A 16,305-nucleotide genomic window follows, 5' to 3' on the forward strand; every position below is an offset into this window, starting at 1 on the left:
GAAATATTTGGGTGTTACACCCTTTTTCAACCCGAGAATTGGGTTTTTTGGCTAACAGGCCGTATTTTGCCGCGGAGCGGCACTTCATTTGCTTCCAGGGTGGAAACAGGGATATTCAGGAGAGAACGTGACAAAAATCCGCCAGTTATGTTTGGTCAGTGTCTTGCTGACAAGCGGGGTTGCCAGCGCGGCGAATGTCCGTTTGCAGGTTGAGGGGTTATCCGGGGCGCTGGAAAAAAACGTGCGTGCACAGCTGTCGACGATTGAAAGTGACGAAGTGACGCCGGACCGGCGTTTTCGTGCACGCGTGGACGACGCGATACGCGAAGGGCTAAAAGCCCTGGGATATTACGAACCCACCATCGATTTCGATCTCCGCCCACCGCCAAAAAAGGGGCGGCAGGTGCTTATTGCCCGCGTCTCGCCGGGTGAGCCGGTGCTGATAGGCGGCACCAATGTGGTGTTACGCGGCGGCGCGCGTACCGATCGCGATTATCTGGATCTGCTCAGTACGCGGCCTAAAATTGGTACCGTACTGAATCACGGTGATTACGACAGTTTCAAAAAATCACTGACGAGCGTCTCCTTACGCAAGGGCTACTTCGACAGCCAGTTCAATAAAAGCCAGCTGGGCATTGCGCTGGGCAGACGCCAGGCCTTCTGGGATATCGACTACGACAGCGGCGAACGTTACCGCTTTGGCGATGTGACGTTCGAAGGCTCGCAAATTCGTGAAGAGTACCTGCAAAACCTCGTGCCGTTCAAAAAGGGTGACTACTACCATTCACGCGATCTGGCCGAGCTGAACCGCCGCCTGTCGGCAACCGGGTGGTTTAATTCGGTGGTCGTTGCGCCGGAGTTTGAAAAGGCCCGCAAAACCAAGGTATTACCACTGCACGGTGTGGTGTCGCCACGCACCGAAAACACCATTGAGACCGGGGCTGGCTATTCAACGGACGTGGGGCCGCGCGTGAGGGCGACCTGGAAAAAGCCGTGGATGAACTCGTACGGCCATAGCCTGACCACCAGTGCCAGTATCTCAGCCCCGGAGCAACAGCTCGACTTCAGCTACAAAATTCCGCTGCTGAAGAACCCGCTTGAGCAGTATTACCTGGTCCAGGGGGGCTTTAAGCGTACCGATCTGAACGATACCGAGTCGGATTCCACCACGCTTGCCGTATCCCGATTCTGGGATCTCTCCAGCGGCTGGCAGCGCGCCATTAACCTGCGCTGGAGTCTTGACCACTTTACCCAGGCCAACGTCACCAACACCACCATGCTGCTCTATCCGGGGGTAATGATCAGCCGTACCCGCTCACGCGGCGGCCTGATGCCGACCTGGGGCGATTCCCAGCGTTACTCTATCGATTACTCCAACACCATGTGGGGTTCCGATGTGGATTTCTCGGTGATTCAGGCGCAAAACGTCTGGATCCGCACGCTGTATGACAAACACCGCTTTGTGATGCGCGGGAACCTCGGCTGGATTGAAACCGGCGACTTCGACAAAGTCCCGCCCGACCTGCGCTTCTTCGCCGGGGGCGACCGCAGTATCCGCGGCTACAAATACAAATCCATCGCGCCTAAAGATGATGACGGCAAGCTGATCGGGGCCTCCAAGCTGGCGACCGGCTCGCTGGAGTACCAGTACAATGTCAGCGGAAAATGGTGGGGCGCCATGTTTGTGGACGGCGGCGAAGCGGTGAGCGATATCCGCCGCAGTGATTTCAAAACCGGCGCGGGCGTGGGCGTGCGCTGGCAGTCGCCCGTCGGGCCCATCAAGCTCGACTTCGCTGTGCCGGTGGGTGACAAAGAAGAACACGGTTTACAGTTTTACATCGGTCTGGGGCCTGAATTATGAGTTTATGGAAGAAGATAAGCCTCGGAGTACTGATTTTTATCGTGCTGCTGCTCGGTACGGTGGCGTTTCTGGTGGGCACGACAACCGGTCTGCATCTGCTGTTTAACGCGGCGAACCGCTGGGTACCCGGGCTGGAAATCGGCCAGGTGACGGGCGGCTGGCGCGATCTACGTCTGAAGAATATTCGCTACGAGCAGCCTGGCGTTGCGGTCAACGCGGGCGAGTTTCACCTTGCCGTCAGGCTGGGTTGCCTGCGGGACAGTAAGCTCTGCGTCAACGACCTGTCGCTAAAAGATGTGAACGTGGCGATTGATTCGGAGAAAATGCCGAAATCAGCGCCGGTTGAAGAAGAGGACAGCGGCCCGCTGAATCTCTCGACGCCGTACCCGATTGCGCTTTATCGGGTGGCGCTGGACAACGTCAATGTCAAAATCGATGACACCACCGTATCGGTGATGGATTTCACCTCCGGCCTGCGCTGGCAGGAGAAAAACCTCACCCTGACGCCAACCACCCTGCAGGGATTGCTGATCGCGCTGCCGAAGGTGGCGGACGTGGCGCAAGAGGAGATCGTCGAGCCGAAGATCCAGAACCCACAGCCGGAAGAGAAACCGCTGGGTGAAACGCTGAAAGATCTGTTCTCGAAGCCCGTCCTGCCGGAGATGACGGACGTGCACCTGCCGCTGAACCTGAATATCGAAGCGTTCAAGGGCGAGCAGTTGCGTCTGACTGGCGACACCGATCTCACGGTCTATAACATGTTGCTGAAGGTCAGCAGCATCGACGGCAACATGAAGCTCGACGCGCTGGATATCGACACCAACCAGGGCTCTGTCAATGCCTCGGGTCATGCCCTGCTGCGTGACAACTGGCCGGTGGATATTACCCTGAACAGCGCGCTCAACATCGACCCGCTGAAAGGCGAAAAAGTGAAGGTTAAGGTGGGCGGCGCGCTACGCGACAAGCTGGATGTTGGGGTGAATCTCTCCGGCCCGGTGGACATGGTCCTGCGCGCGCAAACCCAGCTGGCGGAAGCCGGACTGCCACTTAACCTTGAGGTGGTCAGCAAGCAGCTGTACTGGCCGTTCACCGGCGAAAAACAGTTCCAGGCCGATGACCTGAAGCTGAAGCTGAGCGGCAAGATGACCGATTACACGCTGTCGTTCCGTACCGCCGTGAAGGGCCAGGACGTGCCACCCGCCACGATCACGCTGGATGCAAAAGGGAATGAACAGCAGGTTAATCTCGACAAACTGACCGTTGCGGCGCTGGAAGGCAAAACCGAGCTGACCGCGCTGCTCGACTGGCAGCAGGCGATCAGCTGGCGCGGTGAGCTGAAGCTCTCGGGGATTAACACGGCGAAAGAGGTGCCGGACTGGCCGTCAAAACTGGACGGTCTTATCAAAACCCGCGGCAGCCTGTACGGCGGCACGTGGCAGATGGATGTCCCGGAAATCAAGCTCACCGGTAACGTGAAGCAGAACAAGGTTAACGTAGAAGGTTCGCTCAAAGGCAACAGCTACCTGCAGTGGGTGATCCCGGGTCTGCACGTGGCGCTGGGCCGCAACACGGCGGATATCAAAGGCGAGCTGGGGGTGAAAGATCTGAACCTCGACGCCACTATCGATGCGCCGAATCTGGATAACGCCCTTCCGGGGCTTGGCGGCACGGCGAAGGGGCTGCTTAAGGTGCGCGGCACGGTGGATGCACCGCAGTTGCTGGCGGATATCACGGCCAGTAACCTGCGCTGGCAGGAGCTGTCCATCGCCCGCGTTCGCGTTGACGGGGATGTGAAATCCACCGATCAGATCGGCGGTAACCTGAACCTGCGCGTGGAGCGCATTTCTCAGCCGGACGTGAACATTAATCTGGTGACCCTGGACGCCAAAGGCAACGAGAAGCAGCACGACCTCCAGCTGCGCGTGCAGGGCGAGCCGGTTTCCGGGCAGCTTCACCTGACGGGGAGCTTCGACCGCAAGGCGGAGCGCTGGAAAGGGACGCTCGACAATACCCGTTTCAACACCCCGGTAGGGCCATTGGTGCTGTCACGCGCTATTGCCCTGGACTACCGCAATGCCGAACAAAAGATCAGCATTGGCCCACACTGCTGGACCAACCCGAATGCGGAGCTGTGTGTGCCGCAGACCATCGACGCGGGAGCGGAAGGGCGCGCGCAGATCACCCTCAATCGTTTTGATCTGGCGATGTTAAAACCGTTCATGCCGGATACCACTCAGGCGAGCGGCGTCTTTAGCGGGAAGGCCGATGTGGCCTGGGACACCACCAAAGATGGGCTGCCACAGGGCAGCGTGACGCTTTCTGGCCGCAACGTGAAGGTGACACAGGATGTCAACAACGCGCCGCTGCCGGTGGCGTTTGATACCCTGAACCTGAGCGCGGATCTGCACAACAACCGCGCCGAGCTGGGTTGGCTTATCCGCCTGACCAATAACGGCCAGTTCGACGGTAAGGTGCAGATTACCGACCCACAAGGGCGACGTAATCTGGGCGGGAACGTCTCTATTCGCAACTTCAACCTGGCGATGGTTAACCCGATTTTCTCGCGCGGTGAAAAAGCGGCGGGGATGCTCAACGCGAACCTGCGGCTGGCGGGCAATGCGCAAAGCCCGCAGCTGTTCGGCCAGATGCAGCTAAACGGTGTGGATATCGACGGCAACTTTATGCCGTTCGATATGCAGCCAAGCCATATTACGATGAACTTCAACGGGATGAGCTCAACGCTGAACGGCTCGGTGCTGACCCAGCAGGGGCAAATCAACCTCAGCGGTGACGCCGACTGGAGCCAGCTTGATAACTGGCGCGCCCGTATCGCCGCGAAAGGCAGCAAGGTGAGGATCACCGTACCGCCGATGGTACGTCTGGATGTCTCGCCGGATATCGTCTTTGAAGCAACGCCGAGCCTCTTTACCCTCGACGGGAACGTGGACGTGCCGTGGGCGCGCATCGTGGTTCACGAGGTGCCGGAAAGCGCGGTGGGCGTCTCCAGTGATGAAGTGATGCTCGACGATAACCTCAAGCCGATTAATCAGCAAAGCGCGGGCATTCCGATCAACAGCAATCTTACCGTGCATGTGGGGAATAACGTTCGTCTGAATGCGTTTGGGCTGAAGGCACGCCTGACGGGTGACCTGAAAGTGGCGCAGGACAGACAGGGGCTTGGCCTGAACGGGCAGATCAACATTCCTGAAGGGCGCTTCCATGCTTATGGTCAGGATTTGATTGTGCGTAAAGGTGAACTGCTGTTCTCCGGCCCGCCGGATCAGCCGCTGCTCAACATTGAAGCGATTCGTAACCCGGAAGCGACAGAAAACGACGTGATTGCGGGCGTGCGCGTCACCGGTTCGGCCGACGAACCGAAGGCGGAGATCTTCTCCGACCCGGCGATGTCCCAGCAGGAAGCACTCTCTTACCTGCTGCGTGGTCAGGGCCTGGATAGCGGCCAAAGCGACAGTGCAGCGATGACCTCAATGTTAGTGGGTCTGGGGGTTGCACAAAGTGGTCAGGTTGTGGGTAAAATCGGTGAGACGTTCGGCGTAAGCAATCTGGCGCTGGACACCCAGGGCGTGGGTGACTCCTCGCAGGTGGTGGTCAGCGGCTATGTATTGCCGGGTCTGCAGGTAAAATATGGCGTGGGGATCTTTGACTCGCTGGCAACTCTCACGTTACGCTATCGCCTGATGCCTAAGCTATATCTGGAAGCAGTGTCCGGCGTAGACCAGGCACTTGATCTGCTCTATCAGTTTGAGTTTTAGCAATGCGAATATTTGTCTACGGCAGTTTACGAACCAAGCAAGGCAACAGTCACTGGATGACCAATGCCCTGTTGCTTGGGAATTACAATATCGAAAACTACCAGTTGTACAGCCTGGGCCACTATCCAGGCGCGGTTCCCGGCGAAGGAACAGTACACGGTGAAGTTTATCGTATTGATAACGCGACACTTGCCGAACTTGATGCCTTGCGCACCAGGGGCGGTGAATACGCGCGCCAGTTGATCCAGACGCCGTACGGAAGTGCGTGGATGTACGTCTACCAGCGTCCGGTCGAAGGGTTAACGCGGATTGTAAGCGGTAACTGGTTAGACAGAGACCAGTACTGAAAAAACAACGCCACCGTGAGGTGGCGTTGTTTTTTGTGCCTTCAACTCTCTTCTGTATCCCGGCGACGGGTTAAAAACAGAGGAACAAACAGCATGATGTACGGGGCAATAAGCCATAACAGGCACAGGGCGCGTGAACGGCCATAGTAGTTTATGCACCGCGTATTGCTTGAAATGACGGGCAGGAAAAACAGTAAAAACAGCAGAATCGCATAATCACTTCGATAAGGGATCCATAAGTACCCCAAAAACCAGGCAAGCTGGAATGCCAGGATGCAGAGATACTGCCATTTACTGTCTTTGCCGTAACAGTCAAACGCCTTTATGTAGCCCATCTTTATGCTTTGAAGAAAGAAACTTAGCATGTATAACGCTCACGATCGCGACGGTCAGGAGGGTGCTCGTGAGCAACGCCCCTAAAAAATAGCCGTAGGTAATGTCAGTAGCACCCGGGCCTAAAGTATGCAATTTACTATATCCTCTCTCTACGGCAACGAAAAGCGTATAGAGACCGATATTAATACAGAACTGAAGCAGACATGAAACAACGATATTTCTGGGGATTCTTTTTAATAGAGTGAGCGACGCATAAATAATACATGCTGAAAGAACGAAGAAGAACCCGTTGCATAAACTGGATAATAAGGCGCTGTTCACTTCGCTAAATATTAAATTATTGCTCCCATAGTACCATGCCAGGTATTCAGTATATGTGCTTCTGCCAAAGATAAAGGCGGCAATAATAAGGATGAAAAGACTCACGATATGAGTTTTTTTATTCATAATTTTGCTCCTTTTGAGAGCAGTTCTTTCATTGTTTTACTGGCTTCTAGCTGATCTTTGATTATGGCAAGATCGCGCGTGTTATGGTTATATTTTGCAATAGCGGTTGGCGTGCCTTTTCCACCATTGTCCATAAAGAAAACAATATCCTTACGGCCATACAGAAGAACTTGTGGAATGGGATCACGGCCATAACTCACCGCCTGTGGCAGCGAGTGGATAGACTCTGTCGTGAGGAACCGAGGAATATTTTCAAGTTCAATATTGCCTAACGGTGTTGTGGCAACAAGGGAGCCGATAAAATCGGTCGTATACACTAACGTATCTGTATCTTTGGTCGTGACTTTTGAACCCGTAATATATTTTATCTGTTGCCAAAGAGTAATGTCTTTGGGGATAACCTTAACTCCATCCATAAACATATCTTGCTTGCGTTTGAGCTGAATGACAGTACGGTGTACCTGTGTCAAAGAGGGACTTATTTCCCCAAAAGAAGGCATCAGGCCATCGCGAGAATACAGGCGTTCAATGATAAAATAAATTCCAGTTGGGCGGGCAACATCAATGTTAATGGATGACATGTGAATCCTATAAAGAATGGGGATTAATGTTCATCGTGACAGTATGTTGTTAATGGCCAGTCTATTCAACTATCCCCACCATAAATGATAGTGCATCGTTTATGGTTTTATTATATGCATGAAAAGGAATGAGATTCTTCTTAAATATCCGCTTGTGATGCGTTAGCCAAGTACAAAAAAGCCCCGACCAGCGGGGCTTTATCGATGTGCGGTAAGAATTACTTCTTAGCAGCGCGTTCGAAAGAGGCGATGATTTCTGCTTTCGCCGCTTCTGCGTTGTCCCAGCCGTCAACTTTAACCCACTTGCCTTTTTCGAGGTCTTTGTAGTGCTCGAAGAAGTGAGTGATCTGCGCTTTCAGCAGTTCTGGCAGGTCGTTCACATCTTTGATGTGATCGTACTCTTTGCTCAGCTTGGTGTGCGGTACCGCAACCAGTTTCGCATCTTCGCCGGATTCGTCGGTCATTTTCAGCACGCCAACTGGGCGGCAGCGAATGACTGCGCCTGGCTGCAGTGGGTATGGCGTTGGAACCAGCACGTCAACCGGGTCACCGTCCAGAGACAGGGTGTGGTTGATGTAACCGTAGTTGCATGGATAGAACATCGCGGTAGACATGAAACGGTCTACAAACAGCGCACCGCTCTCTTTGTCCACTTCGTATTTGATAGGATCTGCGTTAGCCGGGATTTCGATAACAACGTAGATGTCTTCTGGCAGTTCTTTACCCGCAGGGACGTTGAGTAAGCTCATGTCTGTGTCCTTTAAAATGGATGGTAAACAAGTGGCAGGTATTATAGCCAACTGGCGCTGAATGTCTCCGCCTGTTTTCGTCTTCTCACCGCGTTCGTTTCACTTTTCAGACCGATTCCATGACAGAAAAATCCATAAACTCAGCCGCATTTTTCATGGAGAAATGAAAGCGATTACAAACTTGTGATTAACGTTTTATTCACTTTTCTGAAGTGTGATGTAACGCAATTCGTTACATATTTCATTGGCTATAGTCATTTCGCAGAACATCTTTTAACCAACAATAACTCACCCTACGAGGACGTTCATATGTGGAAGCGCTTACTTCTTGTCACAGCAGTTTCGGCAGCCATGTCGTCTATGGCGATGGCCGCACCTTTAACCGTAGGATTTTCGCAGGTCGGCTCTGAATCAGGCTGGCGTGCGGCAGAAACCAACGTTGCGAAAAGCGAGGCCCAGAAACGCGGCATCACGCTGAAGATCGCCGATGGCCAGCAAAAACAGGAAAACCAGATTAAAGCCGTGCGTTCGTTTATTGCGCAGGGTGTGGATGCCATCTTTATTGCGCCCGTTGTGGCCACCGGCTGGGAGCCTGTCCTGAAGGAAGCGAAAGATGCTGAGATCCCGGTCTTCCTGCTCGATCGTTCCATCGATGTAAAAGACAAATCTCTCTATATGACCACCGTGACCGCCAACAACGTTCTTGAAGGGCAATTAATTGGTGACTGGCTGGTGAAACAGGTGGATGGCAAGCCGTGTAACGTCGTTGAGCTGCAAGGTACGGTCGGCGCGAGCGTGGCCATCGACCGTAAGAAGGGGTTTGCTGAGGCCATCTCCAAAGCGCCAAACATTAAAATTATCCGTTCTCAGTCCGGCGACTTTACCCGCAGTAAAGGTAAAGAGGTCATGGAGAGCTTTATCAAGGCTGAAAACAACGGCAAGAACATCTGCATGGTTTACGCCCACAACGATGACATGGTGATCGGGGCGATTCAGGCCATTAAAGAAGCGGGCCTGAAACCGGGCAAAGATATTCTCACCGGCTCTATCGACGGCGTGCCGGACATCTACAAAGCGATGATCGACGGCGAAGCCAACGCCAGCGTGGAGCTCACGCCAAACATGGCCGGTCCGGCATTCGATGCGCTGGAGAAATTCAAGAAGGACGGCACGATGCCTGAGAAGGTGACGGTCACCAAATCCACCCTCTACCTGCCGGATACCGCGAAAGAAGAGTTAGAGAAGAAGAAAAATATGGGCTACTAAGCTTGTCTGAACATGCCGGGTGACGCTGCGCTTACCCGGCCTACGATACGCTCTTTTGTAGGCCGGGTAAGCGTAGCGTCATCCGGCTTGATGCAGGGGGAAAACCATGACCACTGAACAACACCAGGAAATCCTCCGCACAGAGGGCTTGAGTAAATTCTTCCCCGGCGTAAAAGCGCTGGATAACGTTGATTTTAGCCTGCGACGCGGCGAGATCATGGCGTTGCTGGGCGAGAACGGTGCGGGGAAATCGACGCTGATTAAAGCCCTGACCGGGGTTTATCACGCCGATCGCGGCACCATCTGGCTGGAAGGTAACGCCATATCACCCAAAAATACCGCCCATGCGCAGCAGTTGGGGATCGGGACGGTGTACCAGGAGGTGAACCTGCTGCCGAACATGTCGGTCGCGGATAACCTGTTTATTGGCCGGGAGCCACGACGCTTTGGCCTGCTGCGCCGCAAGGAGATGGAAGCGCGGGCGACAAAACTGATGGCGTCTTACGGCTTCTCTCTCGACGTACGCGAGCCGCTGAACCGTTTTTCCGTCGCCATGCAGCAGATTGTCGCCATTTGTCGCGCTATCGACCTCTCGGCAAAAGTGCTGATCCTTGATGAGCCCACCGCCAGCCTCGATACCCAGGAAGTGGAGATGCTCTTTACCCTGATGCGCCAGCTGCGCAATCAGGGCGTGAGCCTGATCTTCGTCACCCATTTCCTCGATCAGGTGTATGAGGTGAGCGATCGCATTACGGTGCTGCGCAACGGCAGTTTTGTCGGCTGCCGCGAAACCCGCGAGCTGCCGCAGATTGAACTGGTCAAAATGATGCTCGGCCGCGAGCTGGAGTCCAATGCGCTCCAGCGTGCCGGCCGTACGCTGCTGAGTGAGAAACCGGTCGCCGCGTTCAGTGATTTCGGCAAGAAAGGGGTCATCTCGCCGTTTAACCTGGAGGTGCGCCCCGGTGAAATTGTCGGTCTGGCGGGCCTGTTAGGCTCGGGCCGTACCGAAACCGCCGAGGTGATCTTCGGGATCAAGCCTGCAGACAGCGGCACCGCGCAGATCAAAGGTAAACCGCAAACCCTGCGCTCGCCACATCAGGCCTCCTGTCTGGGTGTGGGTTTCTGCCCGGAAGACAGAAAAACGGATGGCATTATTGCCGCCGCCTCGGTGCGGGAAAATATCATTCTGGCCTTACAGGCGCAGCGCGGCTGGCTGCGGCCGATCCCACGGAAAGAGCAAAACGCCATTGCCGAGCGCTTTATTCGCCAGCTCGGTATCCGTACCCCGAGCGCAGAACAGCCGATAGAGTTCCTCTCCGGGGGCAACCAGCAGAAGGTACTGCTTTCCCGCTGGCTGCTGACCAAACCTCAGTTCCTGATCCTCGATGAACCGACCCGCGGCATTGACGTGGGGGCGCACGCCGAAATTATCCGCCTTATTGAAACCCTGTGCGCGGACGGGCTGGCGCTGCTGGTCATCTCGTCTGAACTGGAGGAGCTGGTGGGTTATGCCGATCGCGTCATCATCATGCGCGATCGCAAGCAGGTGGCAGAGATCCCGCTGGATAAACTGTCCGTTCCGGCAATCATGAATGCCATCGCGGCGTAAGGAGTGAATCGTGATGTCTCGTTCGCTTTCGCAAACTGGCGAAACAAAACGCCGCTTCAACTGGCCGACCGGCACGCCGTAAATCGCCGCGCTGCTGGTGGTGTTGCTGGTCGATAGCCTGGTCGCACCGCATTTCTTCCAGATAATCGTGCAGGATGGCCGTCTGTTCGGCAGTCCGATCGATATTTTAAACCGCGCCGCGCCGGTGGCGCTGCTCGCCATTGGTATGACGCTGGTGATCGCCACCGGCGGGATCGACCTTTCTGTTGGCGCGGTGATGGCTATTGCCGGGGCGACGGCAGCCTCAATGACTGTGGCCGGGCACAGCCTGCCGGTGGTGCTGCTGGCGGCGTTGGGCACCGGCGTGCTGGCCGGACTGTGGAACGGCATTCTGGTGGCGGTGCTCAAAATCCAGCCGTTTGTTGCCACGCTGATATTGATGGTGGCCGGGCGCGGTGTCGCACAGCTCATCACCTCGGGGCAGATTGTTACCTTCAACTCGCCGAACCTGGCGTGGCTCGGGAGCGGCAAGCTGCTCTTCTTCCCCACGCCGGTGATCATTGCGCTGGTGACGCTGGTGGTGTTCTGGATCTTTACCCGCAAAACGGCGCTGGGCATGTTCATTGAAGCGGTCGGGATCAACATTCGTGCGGCACGCAACGCCGGGGTCAATACGCGGCTGATGGTGATGCTCACGTACGTATTGAGCGGCGTGTGTGCCGCCATCGCCGGGGTGATCGTCGCGGCAGATATTCGTGGGGCTGATGCCAACAACGCCGGGTTATGGCTGGAGCTGGATGCGATCCTGGCGGTGGTCATTGGCGGCGGATCGCTGATGGGCGGGCGCTTTAACCTGCTGCTCTCGGTGATTGGCGCGCTGATTATTCAGGGGATGAACACCGGGATCCTGCTTTCCGGGTTCCAGCCGGAACTCAACCAGGTGGTGAAAGCGGTGGTCGTGCTCTGCGTGCTGATCGTCCAGTCACCGCGCTTTGTCAGCATCATTAAGGGGATCCGTGGCCATGATAAAACGTAATTTACCGTTAATGATCACGCTGGGCGTGTTTGTGCTGGGCTATCTCTACTGCCTGACCCAGTTCCCGGGGTTCGCCTCGACGCGTGTGATTTGTAACATTCTGACGGATAACGCCTTTTTAGGCATCATCGCGGTCGGCATGACCTTTGTGATCCTCTCCGGGGGGATTGATCTCTCCGTCGGATCGGTGATCGCCTTTACCGGTGTGTTCCTTGCCAAAGCGATCGGTTTCTGGGGCATCTCGCCGCTGGTGGCGTTTCCGCTGGTGCTGGTGATGGGCTGTGCGTTTGGTGCCTTTATGGGGCTTCTGATTGACGCGCTCAAGATCCCGGCCTTTATCATTACGCTTGCCGGGATGTTCTTCCTGCGCGGCGTGAGCTACCTGGTGTCTGAGGAGTCGATCCCGATCAACCATCCGGTGTACGACACGCTCTCCAGCCTGGCGTGGAAAATCCCCGGCGGGGGGCGCCTGAGCGCGATGGGGCTGCTGATGCTGGGCGTGGTGGTCATTGGTATCTTCCTTGCTCATCGCACCCGGTTTGGTAATCAGGTCTACGCTATTGGCGGCAACGCGACCTCGGCCAACCTGATGGGGATCTCCACCCGTAGCACCACCATCCGCATCTATATGCTCTCCACCGGGCTGGCGACGCTGGCGGGGATTGTCTTCTCCATTTACACCCAGGCGGGTTACGCGCTGGCCGGGGTTGGCGTTGAACTGGATGCGATTGCCTCTGTGGTGATTGGCGGCACGCTGCTCAGCGGCGGGGTGGGGACGGTGCTGGGAACACTGTTTGGCGTGGCAATCCAGGGGCTGATCCAGACCTATATCAACTTTGACGGCACGCTCAGCTCGTGGTGGACGAAAATCGCCATCGGCATTTTACTGTTTATTTTTATTGCCCTGCAGCGCGGTCTGACGGTGCTCTGGGAGAACCGCCAGAGCTCGCCTGTTACCCGCGTGAACACATCAGTAACAGAGCGATAACATGCTGAATTTGCTTAAAGTCTAAACATTTTCCGGTAGCGGCCGATACTCTTTTTTTATGCCCAGAAATATCTCGCTACCGGAAATAACATCATGCTTAAAACGCTATCGATTCGTACCGGCTTGCTCTCTTTACTGGCCGTTATGACCCTTCTGCTGCTGATTGTCAGCGGCATTGGCATTTATGCCCTCACACAGAGTTCTTCGTCACTTCAGCGCATTAACCACCTTCAGGGTGAGCAGATGGTGCAGCTCAATTCTGGCTATACGCTGATCCTTCGTGCGCGCAACGAGGCGGGCCAGGCTGTCAGAATGATGGAAATTGGTCTGCTGGACGATGCCGCGAAATCGGTGAAAAGCATTAATCAGGAGATCGCCCTGGCGCAAAAAACGCTGAAAGGCGTGATCGACGCAGGCGTGGCCGATCCCCAGGGACAGCAGTTGCTGGATAAGGTGGCGGCCAGTCTGGCGGCCTATAACCAGCAGGGGATCAACCCAATGTTGAAAGCGCTGAACGAACAGAGCGCAGACAGCTATTACGATCTGCTGGAGAGTAAGCTCATTCCGGTAGCAAAGCAGTTTGATAACGATATGCAGGCGTTCCAGATGTGGAGCGACGCGCGCGGGAAAGCGGAAGTCAGCGCCGTGCAGTCGAGCAAAACGCGGGTTCTGGTCCTGATCGTTGTCGCGGCGCTGCTGACGGCAGGCATCATTGTGCTGGCCTGGCTGGTGCTGCGCCACATGCTGCTCAAGCCGCTCTCGGCGTCGATTGCGCAGCTGGAAAACGTCGCCGCGGGGGATTTAACCCACACGCTGAATGCCCCGGCGAGCCAGGAGTTCAACCGTCTGAACGCTGCCATCGAGGGCATGCGCCAGTCGCTGATGCACTCGGTGCTGCGGGTCCGCGATGCCAGCTCGCAAATTGATACCGGCAGCCGCGAGCTGACGGCGGGAAACAGGGATCTTGCCGAGCGCACGGAGTCCACCGCGACCTCGCTGGAGCAGACCGCCGCCAGCATGGAAGAGATCACCGCCACGGTGAAACTCAACGCGGATAACGCCGAGCAGGCGCACCAGCTGGCGAAATCTGTCTCGGATACTGCCGATCACGGCAGCGAAATGGTCTGCTATGTAATTGAGAAAATGCGCGATATCTCCGGCAGTTCGGCGCGGATTGCCGACATTCTGAGCGTTATTGACGGTATTGCCTTCCAGACCAATATTCTGGCGCTGAACGCCTCCGTGGAAGCGGCGCGTGCGGGCGAGCAGGGGCGCGGTTTTGCCGTCGTTGCGGGCGAGGTACGCAATCTTGCCAGCCGCAGCGCCGATGCGGCAAAAGAGATCCGTTCACTTATCAGCGACTCGCAGACCCACGTTAATGAGGGCAGCGAGCTGGCGCAGCAGGCGGGCGAAACGATGGATGAGATCGCAACCGAAGTGCTGCGCATGACCAAACTGATGCGCGAAATTGCCACCGCGTCTCAGGAACAGAGCCGCGGCATTGAACAGGTGAATATTGCGGTAAATCAGATGGATGAAACCGCGCAGCAGAATGCGGCGCTGGTACAGCAATCCTCTGCCGCGACGCGCTCGCTGGAAGAGCAGTCACGCCAGCTGATGGAAGCCATGTCATCATTTAAACTGACGACGCAGAGTGTCGCATAATATTCCCCGACCCTGTACATTCTGTACCAGGGTATTATTCTCGGACAAATTAATCGCGCTAATATTATCGTGAATATTACCGAGTAATATTTCCAGATGGTGAGTTAAGGTTAACGCTTTTTCCGTCGGTTCAAGATATAACCCTTTACGGATAAATAGCGGTTCAGCAAAAAGCTGGCTAAAGCGCTTCAACGCCAGGCTCACGGCCGGGCGTGACATCTCCAGCCGGACAGAGGCCTTCGCCATGCTGCCGCAGCGGACCACTTCAATAAAGACAGGAATAAGATTTAAATCGATGCCGGTATTGGCACGGGAATAGTTTTTCGTCACGGGTACGCTCCAGGAAATATCTGTCAAACTGTTATGGAAATAATGCAGGAGCGAATCTGAATATTAAAGCGCGTTTTTTATAAACACTTATACGGTAAATTATATAAATGTATTGGGGAGCCAGAGCGGCTCCCCGGGAGAGGGATTACGCGTCCGGATACTCACGGATAAAACGTTCAACGTCTTCAACCATATGGTTGTTGCCGACGAAGAAGGAACGACGCTGGTGCAGACTTTCTGGCACGATATCCAGAATACGCTCTTTACCATCGCTCGCCTTGCCGCCCGCCTGTTCCGCCAGGAACGCCATCGGGTTGCATTCATACAGCAGACGCAGCTTCCCGTCCGGGTGGCTGGCGGTGCTTGGGTAGAGGTAAATGCCGCCTTTCAGCAGGTTACGGTGGAAATCCGCAACCAGGGAACCGATATAGCGGGAGGTGTAAGGGCGCTGCGTCGCTTTATCTTCTTCCTGGCAGAATTTAATGTACTTCTTCACGCCAGTCGGGAACTTGATGTAGTTACCTTCGTTGATGGAGTAGGTGTTGCCCTTCTCCGGGAAGCGCATACGTTCCTGACACAGGCAGAACACGCCCAGCGACGGATCGTAAGTAAAGGCATGAACGCCACAGCCGGTGGTGTAGACCAGCATGGTGGAGGAGCCATACACGACATAACCGGCAGCAACCTGCTGACTGCCAGGCTGCAGGAAATCTTCTTCTGTCACCGGCGTGCCAACAGGCGTGACGCGGCGGTAGATGGAGAAAATGGTACCGACAGAAACGTTAACGTCGATGTTGGAGGAGCCGTCCAACGGATCCATCAGAACAACGTATTTCGCGTGTTCACACCCTTCGAATACGACAATTTCATCTTCTTCTTCAGAGGCGATACCCGCAACGATGTCGCGCGCGCGCAGTGCAGCTTTCAGTTTTTCATTTGCGAACAGATCGAGTTTCTGCTGAACCTCGCCCTGAACGTTCTCGGCACCGCTGGCACCCAGGATATCGACCAGACCGGCCTTGTTGATATCACGGTGGATGATCTTAGCGCCCAGCTTTATTGCCGACAGCAAAGCAGTGAGTTCACCGGTAGCATGAGAGAACTCGTGCTGCTTTTCGACAATAAATTCACCTAACGTTTTCATAACACTTTCCCTGCATCTTTGTGAGTAGAGCGATTGTATGTTCACTAAAACGACTAATGCCCAACAATCTTAACAAATATTCAAATAGTAGCGCAGAGGTGAATCGCGCCAGCAATATACGGATTTACCTGAAATGCGTTTCACACCCGCTAACATGTGAGTAAAATGTGCGC

The 16,305-nt window shown here is 55.2% G+C and carries 12 protein-coding genes and 1 pseudogene; 8 read left to right on the plus strand and 5 right to left on the minus strand.

Annotation, left to right across the window (positions count from 1 at the left end):
- Positions 1-127 precede the first annotated feature (127 nt).
- Genes tamA through ECL_RS03010 form a run of 3 tightly spaced genes read left to right on the plus strand, consistent with a single transcriptional unit; the run spans position 128 to position 5,981 of the window.
- Complete coding sequence (gene tamA / locus ECL_RS03000; protein ID WP_013095333.1) at positions 128-1,861, plus strand: autotransporter assembly complex protein TamA; 1,734 nt, start codon at positions 128-130, stop codon at positions 1,859-1,861.
- On the plus strand, positions 1,858-5,634 hold the full coding sequence (gene tamB / locus ECL_RS03005) for an autotransporter assembly complex protein TamB (protein WP_013095334.1): 3,777 nt from the start codon (positions 1,858-1,860) through the stop codon (positions 5,632-5,634). The genes tamA and tamB overlap by 4 nt, the downstream gene beginning before the upstream one ends.
- Positions 5,635-5,636: 2 nt before the next feature.
- Positions 5,637-5,981: a gamma-glutamylcyclotransferase family protein gene (locus tag ECL_RS03010; protein ID WP_028027890.1), complete on the plus strand. Its 345-nt coding sequence runs from the start codon at positions 5,637-5,639 to the stop codon at positions 5,979-5,981.
- A 312-nt stretch (positions 5,982-6,293) separates the two neighbouring features.
- Here the strand turns inward: ECL_RS03010 and ECL_RS03015 are convergent, their stop codons facing one another.
- From ECL_RS03015 to ppa, 3 genes are all read right to left on the minus strand, one after another.
- Positions 6,294-6,764, minus strand: coding sequence for a hypothetical protein (locus ECL_RS03015; RefSeq protein ID WP_013095337.1), 471 nt, complete (start codon positions 6,762-6,764; stop codon positions 6,294-6,296).
- Positions 6,761-7,345, minus strand: a complete 585-nt coding sequence (locus ECL_RS03020; RefSeq protein WP_013095338.1) for a hypothetical protein — start codon at positions 7,343-7,345, stop codon at positions 6,761-6,763. The genes ECL_RS03015 and ECL_RS03020 overlap by 4 nt, the downstream gene beginning before the upstream one ends.
- Positions 7,346-7,563: 218 nt before the next feature.
- Entirely contained in the window at positions 7,564-8,094 is a 531-nt protein-coding gene (gene ppa / locus ECL_RS03025) for an inorganic diphosphatase (protein WP_008501423.1), read from the minus strand.
- A gap of 309 nt (positions 8,095-8,403) precedes the next feature.
- On the opposite strand from ppa, the gene ytfQ reads away from it, so the two are divergent.
- The 5 genes and pseudogenes from ytfQ (at position 8,404) to ECL_RS03050 (ending at position 14,658) form a co-directional block, all read left to right on the plus strand.
- Positions 8,404-9,360, plus strand: a complete 957-nt coding sequence (ytfQ, locus tag ECL_RS03030) for a galactofuranose ABC transporter substrate-binding protein YtfQ (RefSeq protein WP_044158919.1) — start codon at positions 8,404-8,406, stop codon at positions 9,358-9,360.
- 106 nt (positions 9,361-9,466) lie between these two features.
- Positions 9,467-10,969, plus strand: a complete 1,503-nt coding sequence (gene ytfR / locus ECL_RS03035) for a galactofuranose ABC transporter, ATP-binding protein YtfR (RefSeq protein WP_013095340.1) — start codon at positions 9,467-9,469, stop codon at positions 10,967-10,969.
- A 10-nt stretch (positions 10,970-10,979) separates the two neighbouring features.
- Positions 10,980-12,005: pseudogene (gene ytfT, locus ECL_RS03040) on the plus strand (galactofuranose ABC transporter, ATP-binding protein YtfT).
- Positions 11,992-12,993, plus strand: coding sequence for a galactofuranose ABC transporter, permease protein YjfF (yjfF, locus tag ECL_RS03045; RefSeq protein ID WP_014830436.1), 1,002 nt, complete (start codon positions 11,992-11,994; stop codon positions 12,991-12,993). The pseudogene ytfT and the gene yjfF overlap by 14 nt, the downstream one beginning before the upstream one ends.
- 93 nt (positions 12,994-13,086) lie before the next feature.
- Positions 13,087-14,658, plus strand: a complete 1,572-nt coding sequence (locus ECL_RS03050) for a methyl-accepting chemotaxis protein (RefSeq protein WP_013095343.1) — start codon at positions 13,087-13,089, stop codon at positions 14,656-14,658.
- Here ECL_RS03050 and ECL_RS03055 read toward each other — a convergent pair.
- A complete protein-coding gene (locus ECL_RS03055) occupies positions 14,626-14,988 on the minus strand; it encodes a LysR family transcriptional regulator (protein WP_013095344.1) in 363 nt (120 codons plus the stop codon). The two genes, ECL_RS03050 and ECL_RS03055, sit on opposite strands and share 33 nt — an antisense overlap.
- A gap of 145 nt (positions 14,989-15,133) precedes the next feature.
- Positions 15,134-16,132, minus strand: a complete 999-nt coding sequence (gene fbp / locus ECL_RS03060; RefSeq protein ID WP_013095345.1) for a class 1 fructose-bisphosphatase — start codon at positions 16,130-16,132, stop codon at positions 15,134-15,136.
- Positions 16,133-16,305: the final 173 nt, after the last annotated feature.

Source organism: Enterobacter cloacae subsp. cloacae ATCC 13047 (assembly GCF_000025565.1).
Classification (GTDB): Bacteria; Pseudomonadota; Gammaproteobacteria; order Enterobacterales; family Enterobacteriaceae; genus Enterobacter; species Enterobacter cloacae.